General features: G+C 52.0%; 12 protein-coding genes. All 12 read left to right on the forward strand.

Annotated elements, in window-relative coordinates; translation table 11 throughout:
• Positions 1-99: 99 nt before the first annotated feature.
• The 12 genes from NI21_RS0109395 (at position 100) to NI21_RS0109450 (ending at position 16,891) form a co-directional block, all read left to right on the forward strand.
• Positions 100-1,770, forward strand: a complete 1,671-nt coding sequence (locus tag NI21_RS0109395; protein WP_033125987.1) for an acyl-CoA dehydratase activase — start codon at positions 100-102, stop codon at positions 1,768-1,770.
• Positions 1,771-1,846: 76 nt separating this feature from the next.
• Complete coding sequence (gene uraA, locus NI21_RS0109400; RefSeq protein WP_033125988.1) at positions 1,847-3,103, forward strand: uracil permease; 1,257 nt, start codon at positions 1,847-1,849, stop codon at positions 3,101-3,103.
• Positions 3,104-3,146: 43 nt separating this feature from the next.
• A complete protein-coding gene (locus NI21_RS0109405) occupies positions 3,147-4,673 on the forward strand; it encodes an alpha-N-arabinofuranosidase (protein ID WP_033126030.1) in 1,527 nt (508 codons plus the stop codon).
• Entirely contained in the window at positions 4,670-6,283 is a 1,614-nt protein-coding gene (locus NI21_RS0109410) for a response regulator (protein WP_033125989.1), read from the forward strand. The genes NI21_RS0109405 and NI21_RS0109410 overlap by 4 nt, the downstream gene beginning before the upstream one ends.
• Before the next feature lies 1 nt (position 6,284).
• Entirely contained in the window at positions 6,285-7,778 is a 1,494-nt protein-coding gene (locus NI21_RS0109415) for a sensor histidine kinase (RefSeq protein ID WP_033125990.1), read from the forward strand.
• Between the two features lie 158 nt (positions 7,779-7,936).
• Positions 7,937-9,028, forward strand: coding sequence for an ABC transporter substrate-binding protein (locus tag NI21_RS0109420; RefSeq protein WP_033125991.1), 1,092 nt, complete (start codon positions 7,937-7,939; stop codon positions 9,026-9,028).
• Positions 9,029-9,179: 151 nt separating this feature from the next.
• Entirely contained in the window at positions 9,180-10,691 is a 1,512-nt protein-coding gene (locus NI21_RS0109425; RefSeq protein ID WP_033125992.1) for a sugar ABC transporter ATP-binding protein, read from the forward strand.
• The gene (locus NI21_RS0109430) at positions 10,684-11,754 is read left to right on the forward strand and encodes an ABC transporter permease (protein ID WP_033125993.1); all 1,071 of its coding nucleotides are present in this window, start codon (positions 10,684-10,686) and stop codon (positions 11,752-11,754) included. The genes NI21_RS0109425 and NI21_RS0109430 overlap by 8 nt, the downstream gene beginning before the upstream one ends.
• On the forward strand, positions 11,754-12,785 hold the full coding sequence (locus NI21_RS0109435) for a sugar ABC transporter permease YjfF (protein ID WP_242842836.1): 1,032 nt from the start codon (positions 11,754-11,756) through the stop codon (positions 12,783-12,785). The genes NI21_RS0109430 and NI21_RS0109435 overlap by 1 nt, the downstream gene beginning before the upstream one ends.
• 172 nt (positions 12,786-12,957) lie before the next feature.
• Positions 12,958-14,454, forward strand: coding sequence for an L-arabinose isomerase (gene araA / locus NI21_RS0109440; RefSeq protein ID WP_033125994.1), 1,497 nt, complete (start codon positions 12,958-12,960; stop codon positions 14,452-14,454).
• Between the two features lie 23 nt (positions 14,455-14,477).
• Entirely contained in the window at positions 14,478-15,182 is a 705-nt protein-coding gene (locus NI21_RS0109445) for an L-ribulose-5-phosphate 4-epimerase (RefSeq protein WP_033126032.1), read from the forward strand.
• 101 nt (positions 15,183-15,283) lie between these two features.
• Positions 15,284-16,891, forward strand: a complete 1,608-nt coding sequence (locus tag NI21_RS0109450; protein ID WP_033125995.1) for a xylulokinase — start codon at positions 15,284-15,286, stop codon at positions 16,889-16,891.
• Positions 16,892-16,951: the final 60 nt, after the last annotated feature.

Here is a 16,951-nt window from a genome sequence, read left to right on the forward strand (position 1 = left end):
AGAAATGCCCATCTCCATGGCTCATTCATCTGAGATAGTAACTTGAAAAACCTTTATTTTAAAGGAAAATCACTTGACAATATAGGGAGGAAGAGAGGCATGTTAGGATATATCTGTAAATACGCGCCTATAGAGGTGTTCCGGTCTATGGGCGTGGAGATGAAGCGGATCGAGCCGGAGGTGACGAATTTCACCCAGGCGGACATGAAGATGCACCCCAATATATGCAGCTTCGCCAAGGGCGTGCTGGAGGATGTGCTGGCGGGGGACTACGAGGGCGTCATCCTGACCACCTGCTGCGACAGCATCCGCAGGCTCTACGATGTGCTGACAGAGGAGCTGCCGGACAAATTTATCTACATCCTGGACACCCCCAGGATCACAAAGGACGCCGGGGTCACGCTCTATGAGAAGCGGATATGGAAGATGGTCCGGGCGTACGAGGCATTTTCGGGGAAACATTTTGAGGAGGAGAAGCTGGCGGAGCTTTTAAAGACCAGACAGAAAGAGCAGGCCATCTCTCTGAAAGAGCATGCGCTCAATATCGGTATCGTGGGGGCCAGGGCCAATGAAAATATCGCCCGTATCCTGGAGGAGAAGGGGGCGAACGTGGCCTTTGATATCACCTGCACAGGACTTCGGAGAAAATACCTCCTGGAGCCGGACCAGGTGATGACCGGCTACACGAGAGGGCTTTTAAGCCAGTTCCCCTGCATGCGCATGGAGGCGGCAGCGGGAAGGGATGAGCTGATCGAGAAATATGCCCGGAGCGTGGACGGCATCATCTACCATACAGTCCAGTTCTGTGACAATTACTCCTACGAGTACGCCTGGCTGAAAAAGGTGCTGGACGCGCCCATGCTCCAGCTTGAGACAGACTATACAAAACAGAGCTACGGCCAGGTGCTGACAAGGATCGAGGCTTTTCTGGAGTCGCTGGATTCCGGAAAGGAAAAGAGGCGTCCGGCCCCCAAAGGAGAGAAGAAAGACATGTATGTAATGGGAATAGACAGCGGTTCCACGTCCACCAACGCGGTGATCATGGACGGGGAGAGAAACATTGTGGCGTCATCGGTGGTGCGCACAGGCGCCAAGTCAGGCGAGAGCGCCCAGAGGATTTTGGGCGAGATCCTGGAGAAGGCAGGGCTTAAAAGGGAGGACATCTCCTGGATCGTGTCCACGGGATACGGCCGGGTCAGCATTGATTTCGCTGATGAGAATGTGACCGAGATCAGCTGTCACGGCCGGGGCGCCCACTATTTCAACCCCAGCGTGCGCACTATCCTGGACATCGGCGGCCAGGACAGCAAGGCCATCCATTTGAACGAGGCCGGGGAGGTGACGGACTTTGTCATGAACGACAAGTGCGCTGCCGGCACCGGGCGTTTCCTGGAGATGATCGCCCGCACACTGGAGATCGATGTGGACGAGCTGGGACCTGAGGCCCTCCGGTCCACGGAGGACATCGAGATCACCAGCATGTGCTCTGTGTTTGCCGAGTCAGAGGTCATCTCCCTCATCGCCAACAACAAGGAGAAGGCGGACATCGCGAACGGCGTCTGCCGCGCCATCGCCGGCAAGGCCTACTCCCTCCTGAAGCGGGTGGGCATGGAGGAGACCTTCATGATGACTGGCGGCGTGGCCAAGAACCCGGGCGTGGTCCGGGCGGTGGAGGAGAAGATCCAGTCCAGGCTTTACATCTGCCCGGAGCCGGAGATCGTGGGCGCTGCCGGGGCGGCCCTCTACGCCCTGGACAAAATGCAGGCGTAAGCGGGAGGTTCCCCTTTTCCTCTGAGGGATAGAATGGTATAATAACCACATCTTGGAACAATGAGGAGGAAAAGGAATGGAAGGAAGAAAGATCATACAGGTGGAGGACAAGGTCCCCCTTAAATTACTGGTACCCTTAAGCATCCAGCACATGTTCGCCATGTTCGGCGCCTCTGTGCTGGTGCCCTTCATGTTTGGCATCAGCCCGGCCATTGTGCTGTTCATGAACGGAGTGGGTACCCTTTTATTTATTGCCATCACAAAGGGGAAGGCGCCGGCCTATCTGGGCTCCAGCTTTGCCTTTCTGGCTCCCGGCGGCATTATCATTGACCAGATGGGTTACGAGTACGCCCTGGGAGGCTTTGTGGCAGTGGGATTTTGCGGCTGTATCCTGGCCTTTATCATCTACAAGTTCGGCTGTGACTGGATTGACATCGTGCTGCCGCCGGCCGCCATGGGTCCGGTGGTAGCCCTCATCGGACTGGAGCTGTCAAGCTCCGCCGCCAGCAACGCAGGCCTTCTGGACGAGCAGATCGATCCGAAAAATATCATTGTCTTTGCGGTTACCCTGGGCGTAGCTGTCTTTGGGAATATCCTGTTCAGAGGGTTTCTGTCTGTGATCCCCATTCTGATCGCGGTGATCGCCGGGTACGTGGCGGCCATCCTGTGCGGCATTGTGGACTTTACGGCTGTGTCTGAGGCCTCTGTCTTTGCTCTGCCCCATTTCATGCTGCCCAGGTTCAGCGTGGAGGCCATCGTCACCATCCTGCCGGTACTCCTTGTCATCACGTCGGAGCACATCGGGCACCAGGTGGTTACCAGCAAGATCGTGGGCAGGGATCTGCTCAGGGATCCGGGACTCCACCGCTCCCTTTTGGGAGATAATCTGTCCACTATGATCTCCGGCCTGATCGGCTCTGTGCCCACCACCACCTACGGGGAGAACATCGGCGTCATGGCAGTGACCAAAGTGTACAGCGTGCGGGTCATCGCGGGAGCTGCCGTGCTGTCCATCATCTGCTCTTTTGTGGGCAAGCTGTCCATGCTGATCCAGACCATACCGGGGCCTGTTATAGGGGGAATTTCCTTCCTTCTGTACGGCATGATCGGGGCATCCGGCATCCGCATCCTGGTGGACTCCAGAGTGGATTATGGACGCTCCAGGAACCTGACCCTGACCAGCGTGGTCTTTGTCACAGGCTTTTCCGGCATTGCGGTAAATATCGGCAATATTCAGCTCACCGGCATGGTGCTGGCCTGCATCACCGGCATGGCTTTAAGCCTTGTGTTCTACATCCTGGACCGGCTGAAGCTGACCAATGACCAGGAGTAGACAGGAAAACAGTGTAATGACAGATAAAGGAGGTTTCTGCGATATGGCAAAACAGACAAAAATGGTGATCGACAAGGATTTTAGGATCGGAGAAGTGGACAAGCGGATCTACGGCTCCTTTGTGGAACATTTGGGCAGAGCGGTCTACGACGGTCTGTATCAGCCAGGCAGTCCGCTGTCTGATGACGACGGTTTCCGCAGGGATGTCATTGACCTGGTGCGGGAACTGGATGTCCCCATTATCCGCTATCCGGGAGGAAATTTTGTCTCCAGTTTTGTCTGGGAGGACAGTGTGGGGCCTGTGGAACAAAGGCCCAGCCGTCTGGAACTGGCATGGCGCAGCCTGGAGCCCAATGAAGTGGGCATTAACGAGTTCGCGAAATGGGCGAAGAAGGTGAATTCTGATGTCATGATGGCAGTCAACCTGGGAACCAGGGGAATTGCCGACGCCTGCAATCTTCTGGAGTACTGCAACCATCCGGGCGGGACAAAGTACAGTGATCTGCGCATTGCCCACGGAGTGAAGGAACCCCACAATATCAAGGTGTGGTGCCTTGGCAATGAGATGGACGGGGACTGGCAGGTGGGTCATAAGACTATGGGCGAGTACGCCCGCCTGGCGGAGGAGACAGCCAAGGCTATGAAGCTGATCGATCCCGGTATTGAGCTCGTCTCCTGCGGAAGCTCTTCCCGGGAGATGGACACATTTCCTGAGTGGGAGGCCGTTACTCTGGAGCGAACATACGATTATGTGGACTACGTGTCTCTCCACCAGTATTATGGAAATGAAGCCGGCGACACGGCAGACTTTCTGGCAAAATCTGATGATATGGACGAGTTTATCCGTACAGTCATTGCTACATGCGATTATGTGAAGGCAAAGAAGAGGGGAAGGAAAAATATCAACCTGAGTTTTGACGAATGGAATGTATGGTTCCACTCAAAGGAAGAGCAGATGGACATCACAGAGAACAGGCCATGGCAGACAGCGCCCTCCCTGCTGGAGGATATCTACACATTTGAGGACGCCCTTCTTGTGGGGCTGATGCTGATCACTCTGCTGAAACATGCGGACAGGGTAAAGATGGCCTGCCTGGCGCAGCTTGTCAATGTGATCGCTCCGATCATGACAGAGAAGGGCGGAGGACCGGCGTGGAAGCAGACCATCTTTTACCCCTTTATGCACGCTTCCCGATATGGCCGCGGCATTGTGCTGCAGCCTGTCATCAGCACCGGAGTGCACGACACGGCACAGCATGAAAATGTGACGGATGTGGAGAGCGTTGCTGTCTACAATGAGGAAAAGGATGAGGTGACCATTTTTGCGGTAAACCGCAACATAGAGGAAGATGTGGAGCTGGTCGCAGACGTGCGGGGGCTGGAGGGCTATCACCTGACAGAGCACATTGTACTTGAGAACAGTGATATGAAACTGTGCAACGGGCCGGGGAGCGAGAGGGTATGTCCCCAAAAAGTACAGCGGTCTTCTCTGGACGGGGGCATCATGACCAGTGTGCTGCACAGAGCATCCTGGAATGTGATACGGCTGGGAGGAAAGAACACGATATGATAAAAATATTTCTGGTTGAAGATGAAGTGATCATCCGTGATGGTATCAAGAACAGTATAGACTGGAAAAAAGAAGGCTATGAATTTGTGGGAGAGGCCGGGGACGGGGAGCTTGCCTACCCTCTTATCCTTAAGGAAAAGCCGGATATCCTGCTGACAGACATCAAGATGCCCTTTATGGATGGGCTGGAACTCAGCGCAGCGGTAAAAAAAGAACTCCCGGATATCAAGATCATTGTCCTCAGCGGATACAACGATTTTGAGTTTGCTAAGAAGGGGATTGAGATCGGCATCACCAACTATCTGCTGAAGCCGATTTCCTCGGGGGAGCTCCTGAAGGCAGTGGGAGAAGTGGCGGTAAAGATAGAAAAGGAGAGAGAAGAAAGAGAACTCCTGAATAAATACGAAGAAGATCTCCAGGGAAATATCGTATATGAGAAACAGAAATTCCTTACAAAGATACTGACGGAGAACATGTCCATGACCAATATACTGGATGAGGGAAGGAAGCTGGGAATGGACCTGAGCGCCGGTATGTATGATTTTATACTTTTCAAGCTGGTCAATTACGGTGTCCCGGAATTGCAGGAACAGCTCGTGTCCGCCTACATGGAAGTCAGATCCTGCATGGAGAAGCTGAAAGGAGTATACTGTTTTCAGAGAGATGTAAAGGGGCTGGCCTTTCTTCTTATGGCCGAGGATGAGCAGGCATTGGGAGAATTGGTGGAAAAGTGCAAGACGGAGCTGGATAATGCTCTGGAGAGCTTCCCTGAAGTAGAGTACTTCGGAGGGATTGGCACCGGCGTGTCCAGACTCAGAGAACTGAGGGCTTCCTTCCGTGAGGCGGAGAGAGCCTTTGCCGGGAGATTTGTGTCTGAGACGAATCAGATCCTTACATGGGAGGAGCTTCACGGGAGGAACAGCGACGAACCGGAAGTGAAAGGGCTGGGCTCCATGCAGGAGAACAGAAAGCTGATCGGCAAGTTCCTCCGCAATGGGACCCTGGAGGAGGCGGAGAGTTTTGTGCGGACATACTTTGAGGAGATCCTGGGGGAGAATGTCCGGTCCATGATGATGAGACAGTATGTCATGATGGATATTTATATCAGCGTTGCCTCCTTCGGACAGGAGATCGGGATCAAAGAGGAAGACCTTGAGAGCGAGTGCGGAGACGTCAGGGAGGCTTCCGGCCATATACATTCTGTCGAAGAGATGCTCTCTTACATCGACAAGCTGATCAGCGGCATACTGAAGCTCAGGGACGAGACATCGGGAAACAGGTACAAAGATATTATCGAAGCCGCGGAGAGCTACATGCGCAGCCATTACATGTCAGATGAGATCTCCCTAGGCAGCGTGGCGTCAAGTGTGGGCATGAGTTCCAGTTACTTCAGTTCCATATTCAGTCAGGAGACAGGAAGAACATTTGTGGAGTATCTGACAGATATACGGATGGATAAGGCGAAAGAGCTGCTCATGTGTTCCAATAAAAAGACGTCGGAGATAGGTTTTGACGTGGGTTACAAGGACTCCCACTATTTCAGTTTTATTTTCAAAAAGACACAGGGATGCTCGCCAAAAGAATACCGGGCAAGAAAAGGAGAACTGTAGGATGGCCGAAGGTAAGAAAAAAAAGGTAGGAGGCTTCTCTCTGCGTTCCAGGATCTTTCTGATCGCTCTGTCCTGTTTTCTGCCGCTGACTGCGCTCATCGGATTTCTTCTGTACACTCAGTATGCTACCGTACGGGCATTTGACCAGGTGGCGACCAGCGTGAATTATGCCAGCAGATATGTGACAGAGTTCAAGGAGCGGATGGATTACAGTATCTATTATGCGATCATCTGGGATAAACCCATCAGTGAGCTGAGAGAGGGCATCTATTCTGTGGGGGGAGTGGAACTTGTCTATCCCTATGATTATATAGAGGAGATGCGGGCAGCGTGCGCAGAGATGTCGGATATTGCCACGGTGAACAGTAATCAGTATCTTCCCAGGAGGATAGACAACACGCTGAATTCTCTGGAAAAGATCATAGAGGAAATTGAGGATAATATGAGAGCGGGCGGCCATTATGATGAAAATGAGGAGCTGCTGGACGACGTCAGGAACCTGACCGATCTGATCCAGGAGAACATCCAGAATTATATCAATGACGAGAATGCCAGCTTTACTGCTATAAAAGAAGAGATGATGAGAAATACCAATCAGACGCTTCGGAGCAGTATCCTGATCGTGGCAGTGGTAGCTGTCCTCACCACGGTTATCTCCAACGTTACACAGAGGGGGGTCGTGCAGCCGGTAAGAAAGCTGTGCGAGGCATCAAAACTTGTGGCTAAGGGTGATTTTACGGTCAGAAGCGATGTGGAAAGCAGGGACGAGATAGCGATGCTGGCGGACAATTTCAACGATATGACCGTGGAGATCGGGCGCCTGGTGGAGCGGATCAAGGAGGAGCAGGAAAACATAAGGATCATGGAGTCCAAGCTGCTTCAGGCCCAGATCAATCCCCATTTCCTTTATAACACGCTGGACACCATCGTGTGGCTGGCAGAGGCCGGAAGAGACGAGGAGGTGGTCAAGATGACCAGCTACCTTTCTGAGTTTTTCCGGACTACGCTGAGCAAGGGGAAGGACTATATCACACTGGAAGAGGAGAAGAGGCACGTGGAGAGCTATCTGCAGATCCAGCAGTTCCGGTACCAGGATATCATGGATTACCGGATAGAGATGGATGAGGAGATACTGGATTATATTGTGCCTAAGCTGACGCTGCAGCCTCTTGTGGAGAATGCCCTCTATCACGGCATCAAGAAGAAGAGGGGCGGCGGAACGATCCTGATCAGAGGGAAGATGGAAGGAAACAAGATCCTTTTGAAGGTCATAGACAATGGAAAGGGAATGACGGAACGGGAGCTGGCGCAGCTGCGCAGATATATCGCCGGCTGCGAGGATGGCGGAAAACAAAGTTTCGGTCTGGGAAATGTGAATCAGAGGATCCACCGGTACTACGGGGAAGAGTACGGTATTTTCTTTGAGAGTGAAGAAAATAAGGGCACAGAGGCGGTGGTGATCATACCGGCAAAAAAATCTGAACAAAAATCGTAAAAAAACATACAATTGTTCATACAAAGTTCATAATTTCATAAGAAAAAATACAAAGTAAGGAGGATATTCTGTATTCTTCTTTCTTTTTTACTGATATGATATACATACAAATTAAGGGGACGGACAAAACCCCGCGAGAAAAAAGGAGGAACAAAAGTATGAAAAAGCGTGTAGTGAGCATTCTTCTGTGCGTTGCCATGACAGCGGCTATGGTTGCAGGATGCGGAAGCAGCAGTGACGGAGGGTCATCCTCAGACAGTGGCGAGGACAGCGGCAGCGGTGATGTGATCACAGTCGGCTTCTCCCAGGTAGGTGCTGAGTCTGACTGGCGTACTGCCAACACAGAGTCCATGCAGGAGACATTTACAGAGGAGAACGGTTATGAGCTGATCTTCGACGATGCACAGCAGAAGCAGGAGAACCAGATCACAGCCATCCGTAACTTCATCCAGCAGGAAGTTGACTACATACTTCTGGCACCTGTTACAGAGTCCGGATGGGACACAGTTCTCCAGGAAGCATACGATGCAGATATCCCGGTCATTATCGTTGACCGTATGGTAGATGTATCCAATGACGATCTGTACACAACATGGATCGGAACAGACTCCCTGCTGGAGGGACGCAAGGCAGCTGAGTGGCTGAACGCTTACGCTACAGCAAAGGGATGGGATGCAAGCGAACTGAACATTGCTCACATCCAGGGAACAATGGGATCCACAGCTCAGATCGGACGTACACAGGGCCTTGAGGAAGGCGTTGAGAAGTATGGATGGAACCTTGTAGCTCAGCAGTGCGGCGAGTTCACACAGGCCAAGGGACAGGAAGTTATGGAGTCCATGCTGAAACAGTACGACAACATCAACGTAGTATACTGCGAGAATGACAACGAGGCATTCGGCGCAATCGACGCTATCGAGGCAGCAGGCAAGACAGTCGGAACTGATATCGCAAACGGTGAGATCCTTGTACTCTCCTTCGATACAACAAATGCAGGCCTTACCGATACTCTGGAAGGCAAGATCGTCTGCGACGTTGAGTGCAATCCGCTTCACGGACCTCGCGCAGAGGAGCTGATCAAAGCTCTTGAGGCAGGAGAGGAAGTTGAGAAGCTGAACTATGTTGATGAGGAAATCTTCGCATACGACGACACAGTAGCAAGCGTTACAGCTACAAACAGCCTGGACGAGGAAGGCGACTATGCAGTTACAGTGATCACACAGGAAATCATCGACGGACGTGCATACTAAAAAAGAAAGGCAGCGGGTATAGCGCTGTATTCTAAAAAGAAGGGGCGTAGTGGAATAAACGGGGTACTCCGGGTATGCTGCTACGCTTTCTTCATGAAAAAATGGAAACAGATCGAGTAAGGTGGAATAAGAGAAAGCAGGTGAGAGCTATATGGAAGAAAATGTTGTATTAAGTATGAGGGATATATCCAAGACATTTCCTGGCGTAAAAGCACTGCAGCATGTTGATTTCACACTGCGCAAAGGTGAGATCCATGCCCTTATGGGTGAAAATGGAGCGGGCAAATCCACACTCATAAAAGTCCTGACGGGCGTATATGAGCTCCAGACAGGTGAGATCACTATGGACGGACAGAAAATCGTTAATAAGTCCCCTCAGGATGCGCAGAAAAACGGGATCAGCACTGTGTACCAGGAAGTCAATCTTTGCCCGAATCTGACGGTGGCAGAGAACCTTTTCATCGGCAGGGAACCGAGAAAGGCAGGCTTTATCGACTGGAAGACTATGAACAGGAAGTCCGCAGAGCTGCTCCGGGATCTGAAGATCGATGCCAACGCGACAGACAAGCTGGAAGATGTATCTCTGGCCAGACAGCAGATGATCGCCATTGCCCGTGCAGTGGATATGCAGTGTAAGGTCCTGATCCTCGACGAGCCAACATCTTCTCTGGACGATGATGAGGTGGCAAAGCTGTTTACACTCATGAACCGGCTGAAGGACCAGGGGGTGGGAATCATTTTTGTTACCCATTTCCTGGAGCAGGTGTACGAGGTGTGCGACCGTATCACTGTGCTGCGGAACGGTGAACTGGTGGGAGAGTATAAAGTGAAAGAACTTCCGAGAGTTCAGCTCGTGGCAAAGATGATGGGCAAGGATTTTGATGATCTTGCGGATATCAAGAGCGCACATGAGGGACTCAAGGAGTTTGTGCCCGTAGTGGAGGCGAAAGGACTGGGACATCAGGGAACGATCAAGCCGTTTGACTTTACAGTCAACAAAGGCGAGGTTGTAGGCCTTTCCGGTCTGCTGGGATCCGGGCGTTCCGAGCTGGTGCGCACGATCTACGGCGCTGACAAGGCGGACAGCGGTACACTGAAAGTTAAGGGAAAAGAGGTTAAGATAAAAGCCCCTATAGATGCCATGAAGCTTGGCATGGCCTATTTGCCGGAGGACAGAAAGAAGGACGGTATCATCGCGGACCTGTCCGTGAGGGAGAACATCATCATCGCCCTTCAGGCCAAGAGAGGCATGTTCCGCCCCATGAGCCGAAAAGAGATGGAGGAGGCAGCTGACAAATATATCGATATGCTCCAGATCAAGACGGCAAGCCGCGAGACTCCTATCAAGAGCCTTTCAGGCGGTAACCAGCAGAAGGTGATCATCGGGCGCTGGCTTCTGACGGATCCGGACTATCTGATCCTGGATGAGCCTACGAGAGGTATTGATATCGGTACAAAGACAGAGATCCAGAAACTGGTGCTTGATCTTGCCGATCAGGGCATGGCAGTGACATTTATCTCTTCCGAGGTAGAGGAGATGCTCCGCACATGTTCGCGTATGGCGATCCTGCGCGACGGGAAAAAGGTGGGAGAGCTCTCCGGTGACGAGCTGTCACAGGAAGGCATTATGAAAGCGATTGCAGGAGGTGGAGAAGATGAGTAATCAGAAATCCGGACTGAAAAAACTGACATCCATGCGGCTGTTCATGCCGATCGTTTGCCTGCTGGTCATCATCATCGTGGCGACGATCACCATACCCGGCTTTTTGAGCATAACTTTCCAGAACGGAGTGCCCTACGGGTATCCGGTGGACGTGATCAACAGGGCATCTGAGCTGGTGATCCTGGCTGTGGGCATGACCCTTGTCACAGCTGCTTCCGGTGGACAGGACATCAGTGTGGGAGCCGTTATGGCGGTGGCCGCGGCTGTGTGCTGCCAGATCCTCTCCGGAGGGGAGGTCTCCGTTAATTCACTTGCCGCCCCCATCATCCTGGCATTCCTTGCGGCTATCGCAGCATCTGCTCTGTGCGGCGCCTTTAACGGTTTCCTGGTAGCGAAGCTGAACATTCAGCCCATGGTCGCCACCCTGATCCTGTACACAGCAGGACGCGGTATTGCGCAGCTTATCACAAACGGACAGATCACATACATCCGCGTGGACTCTTACCAGATCTTTGGAAGTTATATCGGGAAATTTCCCATTCCCACGCCGGTGATCATAGCGGTGGTCGTAGTCATCATCACTTATCTGATCCTGAAGAAGACGGCTCTGGGACTTTATATCGAGAGCGTCGGAATCAATGGAACGGCATCCAGACTGGTGGGACTTAACTCCACTATGATCAAATTTCTGACATATGTCATTTGCGGCATCCTGGCAGGTGTTGCCGGTTTTGTGGCCTCCAGCCGTATCTATTCGGCGGATGCAAACAATATCGGACTGAACCTGGAGATGGACGCCATCCTGGCAGTTGCCCTCGGCGGCAATGTCCTTGGCGGCGGTAAGTTCAGCCTGATGGGATCTGTGATCGGGGCCTATACGATCCAGGCGCTGACAACCGTACTTTACGGAATGAACGTGTCTTCCGACCAGCTTCCGGTGTACAAAGCTATCGTCGTTGTCATCATTGTCGTTCTTCAGAGCCCTGTATTCCAGAAGCTCCTTGCCACCAGAAAAGCAAAAAGACAGGCGGCAGCGCCTGCTGCGGAAGGAGGTAACCAGTAATGGGAAAGAAGAAAATCAATGCTATGCCTAAAAAGAAGATCAGTGCAACTGGCTTCCTTCTTATCATCACGATAGCGCTTTTTGTTGTCATGTATGCGGCCGGTATGGTGGTGTTCTCGGATAAAGGTTTTGCGAAACCGCAGATGTTTTTTAATCTTTTCGTGTCCAATGCGGGCCTTCTTGTCATCGCCCTCGGACAGACCATTGTCATGATCACAGGAGGAATCGACATTTCCGTGGGATCTGTGACAGCTCTTGTCTGCATGGTTTCCGCGTATGAGATGGAAAATATGGGCATGAGTGCCTATGTGGCAGTGGTTTCGGCGCTTGCTATTGGACTTGCCTACGGCGTGATCCAGGGATTTCTTGTGTCCTATCTGGAGATCCAGCCATTTATCGTCACTCTGGCCGGTATGTTCTTTGGGCGCGGCATGACTGCTGTGATCAGCACGGAAATGATCTCCATCAAGAACGAGCTGTTCCTGGCCTGGGCAAACTTTAAGATCAACCTTCCTATTGGATCCCACAGTAAACGGGGAAAATTTATTCCGGCCTATATCTATCCGACGGTCGTGATCGCAATCCTCGTACTGATCATCATCATCCTTGTGATGAAGTATTCCAAGTTTGGACGCTCCGTATACGCCATTGGAGGAAATTCCCAGAGCGCTCTGATGATGGGACTGAATGTAAAGAAGACGAAGTTCAAAGCCTATATCCTGGACGGTTTTCTGGCAGGTCTTGGCGGCTTTCTGTTCTGCCTGAACAGCTGTGCCGGCTTCGTGGAGCAGGCGAAAGGTCTTGAGATGGATGCCATTTCCTCGGCCGTTATCGGAGGTACACTGCTCAGCGGAGGTGTGGGCGTGCCCTTCGGAACACTGTTCGGAGTGCTGATCAAGGGTACGATCCAGTCCCTGATCACGACACAGGGAACACTGTCAAGCTGGTGGGTCCGCATCGTGCTCTCTGCACTGCTGTGCTTCTTCATCATCCTGCAGGCGGTCCTTGGAAATATCAAAAAGAAAAAATAGGCAGGATATCATATGGATTTTAAATGTTGCGGCTATGGGATAACCTGTAGCTGCAATATTTTTACAGACAACGAAAATTTCCTGTAAAGAAAACAAAAATAAGTTGCAGATACAGCCGGAGAAATATGCGGCATAGTTATAAACATAAATACAGCAAAAAGGAGGATTTGTTATGGAACAGAAACAGTATAAATTTTGGTTTTGTACGGGATCCCAGGATTTATACGGAGATGAATGCCTGGCTCATGTAGCTGAGCATTCCCGGAAAATGGTGGAGGTGCTGAACGCATCGGGCAATCTCCCTTACGAACTTGTGTGGAAACCGACACTCATCACCAATGAGCTGATCCGGAAGACGTTCAACGAAGCCAACATGGACGACACCTGTGCGGGAGTGATCACCTGGATGCACACCTTCTCTCCTGCAAAATCCTGGATACTGGGACTCCAGGAATTCAGGAAACCGCTGCTCCACTTCCACACTCAGTTTAACCGGGAAATCCCCTATGACACTATTGACATGGATTTTATGAATGAAAACCAGGCAGCCCACGGAGACAGGGAATACGGACATATTTTCACCCGGCTTGGGATGGAGCGCAAAGTGGTCATGGGATACTGGGAAGATGAGGCGGTCCAGAAAAGGATCGGCTCCTGGATGCAGACCGCTGTCGGCGTGATCGAGAGCAGCCACGTGCGTGTCATGCGCATTGCGGATAATATGCGCAACGTAGCTGTGACAGAAGGAGATAAGGTGGAAGCCCAGATCCGGTTTGGCTGGGAAGTGGATACCTATCCCGTCAATGAGATCGCAGAGGCTGTTGAGGAAGTGCCAAAAGGGGATATTGACACATTAGTGGAAGAATATTACGATAAATATGATATACTCCTGGAGGGAAGGGATGAGAAAGAATTCCGTGAGCATGTAGCAGTGCAGGCGGGCATTGAGATCGGATTTGAGCGATTTCTCCAGGAAAAAAATTACCAGGCTATCGTGACACATTTTGGAGATCTGGGATCCCTGAAGCAGCTTCCGGGACTGGCCATCCAGCGCCTGATGGAGAAAGGTTACGGTTTTGGCGCTGAGGGCGACTGGAAGACAGCGGCTATGGTCCGCGTTATGAAGATCATGACCCAGGGGATGACGGATGCCAAAGGCACTTCCTTTATGGAGGACTACACTTACAACCTTGTCCCCGGGAAAGAGGGGATCCTGGAAGCGCATATGCTGGAAGTGTGTCCTACGATCGCGGACGGCTCCATAGCTATCAAGTGTCAGCCCCTCTCTATGGGAGACAGGGAGGATCCTGCCCGACTTGTATTTACGTCCAAGACAGGACCTGCCATCGCTACATCGCTGATTGATCTGGGGGATCGTTTCCGTCTGATCATCAATGACGTAAACTGTAAAAAGACGGAGAAGCCCATGCCTAAACTCCCGGTGGCGACGGCGTTCTGGACACCGGAGCCGAACCTGCAGACCGGAGCTGAGGCCTGGATCCTTGCAGGAGGAGCCCACCACACGGCCTTCTCCTACGATCTGACTGCGGAGCAGATGGGCGACTGGGCAGCCTGCATGGGAATAGAAGCGGTGTATATTGACAAGGATACAACGATCCGTCAGTTCCAGAATGAGTTGAAATGGAATGCGCTGGTATACAGAAAGTAAAAACGAGGAAGGTGGAGAAAAAGATGTTGGAAGAGCTGAAAAAAGAAGTGTATGAGGCAAATATGCTGCTCCCGAAGTACAATTTGGTGACATTTACATGGGGAAATGTGAGCGGCATTGACCGTGAAAAAGGTCTCTTTGTTATCAAGCCGAGCGGCGTGGACTACGACAAGCTGACACCGAATGATATGGTAGTCGTGGATCTGGAGGGAAATAAGGTAGAGGGAAGATACAATCCCTCTTCTGACACGCCTACCCATGTAGTTCTGTACAACCGTTTTAAGGACATCGGAGGGATTGTACACACCCACTCACCATGGGCCACAAGCTGGGCCCAGGCAGGGCGCGATATTCCCTGTTATGGTACCACCCATGCGGATTACATCTACGGGGAAGTTCCCTGCGTGCGCAATCTGACGAAGGAGGAGATTGAGGAGGCCTATGAGAAAAATACAGGCGTTCTCATCGCAGACGAATTTGAGATCCGGCAGAAGGATTACAATGCTGTTCCTGCGGTACTCTGCAAGAATCACGGACCGTTTACATGGGGGAAGGATGCTCATGAGGCGGTACACAATGCGGTGGTGCTGGAAGAGGTGGCCAAGATGGCGGCCCGGTGCGAGATGATCAATCCTGGAAATGAGCCGGCTCCGCCGGCGCTGCAGGACAAACACTACTATCGGAAACACGGGGCAAACGCGTACTACGGCCAGAAGGCTGAAGATTAAGTGTACCCTGATGAGGAAAGTATCCTGTATGTCATCACCGGCAATATAGAGGAGGCGGTCCTCAGAAGGAAGAACGGACATAGCAGCAAAAGGAGGAGAAGATGAACGCAAACACAGAAAAGGTAAAACAGATGATAGAGGAAGGGCAGGCTGTTGTCGGCATTGAGCTTGGATCTACCAGGATCAAGACAGTCATGATCGATAAAGATCATATCCCTGTCGCTTCCGGAAGCTATGCATGGGAGAACAGGCTGGACGGCCATATCTGGACTTATACCCTGGATGATATCTGGCAGGGACTCCAGGGGAGCTATCAGGATATGGTGAAGAATGTAAAGGAGACCTACGGGACAGAGGTCAAAAAGATCGCGGCTATTGGTTTCAGCGCCATGATGCACGGATACATGGCTTTTGACAAGGAGGACAGACTCCTTGTTCCCTTCCGGACATGGAGAAATACGATCACAGGCCAGGCGGCGGAAGAACTGACAGAGCTGTTTCAGTATAATATCCCGGAAAGGTGGAGTATCGCCCACTTATATCAGGCAATCCTGAACAAAGAGGAGCACGTAAAAGACGTGGCTTACTTTACGACTCTGGCCGGCTATATACACTGGCGCATGACAGGCAGGAAGGTGCTGGGCATAGGCGACGCTTCGGGCATGTTCCCCATCGATATCCGGACGAAAGACTTTGATGAGCGGATGATCGGCCAGTTTGACCAGCTTGTGGCAGAGAGAGGCTATCCATGGAAACTGCGCCAGATCATGCCGGAAGTGCTGCTGGCAGGAGAAGATGCAGGGACGATGACGGAGGAGGGGGCCGCCCTTCTGGATCCATCAGGAGTGCTGCAGGCGGGAGCTGTCGTATGCCCGCCCGAGGGCGACGCGGGAACCGGAATGGCTGCAACTAACAGTGTGGCAGTGCGCACGGGAAATGTGTCAGCCGGAACTTCTGTATTCGCCATGATCGTTCTGGAAAAAGAGCTCTCCAAAGTACACAGGGAAATCGATATGGTGACAACACCTACCGGAAGTCTTGTGGCTATGGCCCACGCCAACAACTGTACTTCGGATCTGAATGCATGGGTGTCCCTCTTTAGAGAATACGGGGAGGCCATGGGAGTAAAGGCTGATATGGATGAGATATTCTCCGCACTGTATAACAAGGCTCTCGAGGGTGATGCGGACTGCGGAGGACTTCTGTCCTACGGATTTTATTCAGGAGAGAGTATTGTCCCCGTAGATGAGGGAAGACCCCTGTTTGTGCGCACGCCGGACAGCTGTTTCAACCTGGCGAACTTTATGCGAACTCATCTCTATGCGGCCCTCGGAACGCTGAAGATCGGCATGGATATCCTGGTGAAAGAGGAGAAGATCCAGATTGACAAGATACTTGGACACGGAGGTCTGTTCAAGACTCCCGGAGTGGGACAGCGGATCATGGCCGCAGCTATGCAGGCACCTGTCTCTGTCATGGAGACTGCCGGCGAGGGCGGCGCATGGGGGATCGCGCTTCTGGCTTCTTATGCTCTGCGCAAAGAGGAAGGAGAGGCGTTGGAGTCCTATCTGGACAGCAGAGTGTTCGGCGGAGAGGAAGGCGTAAAGATGGATCCTGACGCCGGTGATGTGGATGGCTTCGAGGCCTTTATCGAAAGATTTAAGGCAGGGCTTTCCGTTGAGCAGGAGGCTGTCAGGAAACTGGTATAAGTGAAAGGATAATGGACGGATTATAGAAAGACCGGGCAGACAAAAGTTCTGCCCGGTCTT

This window comes from Eubacterium sp. ER2 (assembly GCF_000765215.1).
GTDB classification, from domain to species: Bacteria; Bacillota; Clostridia; order Lachnospirales; family Lachnospiraceae; genus Claveliimonas; species Claveliimonas intestinigallinarum.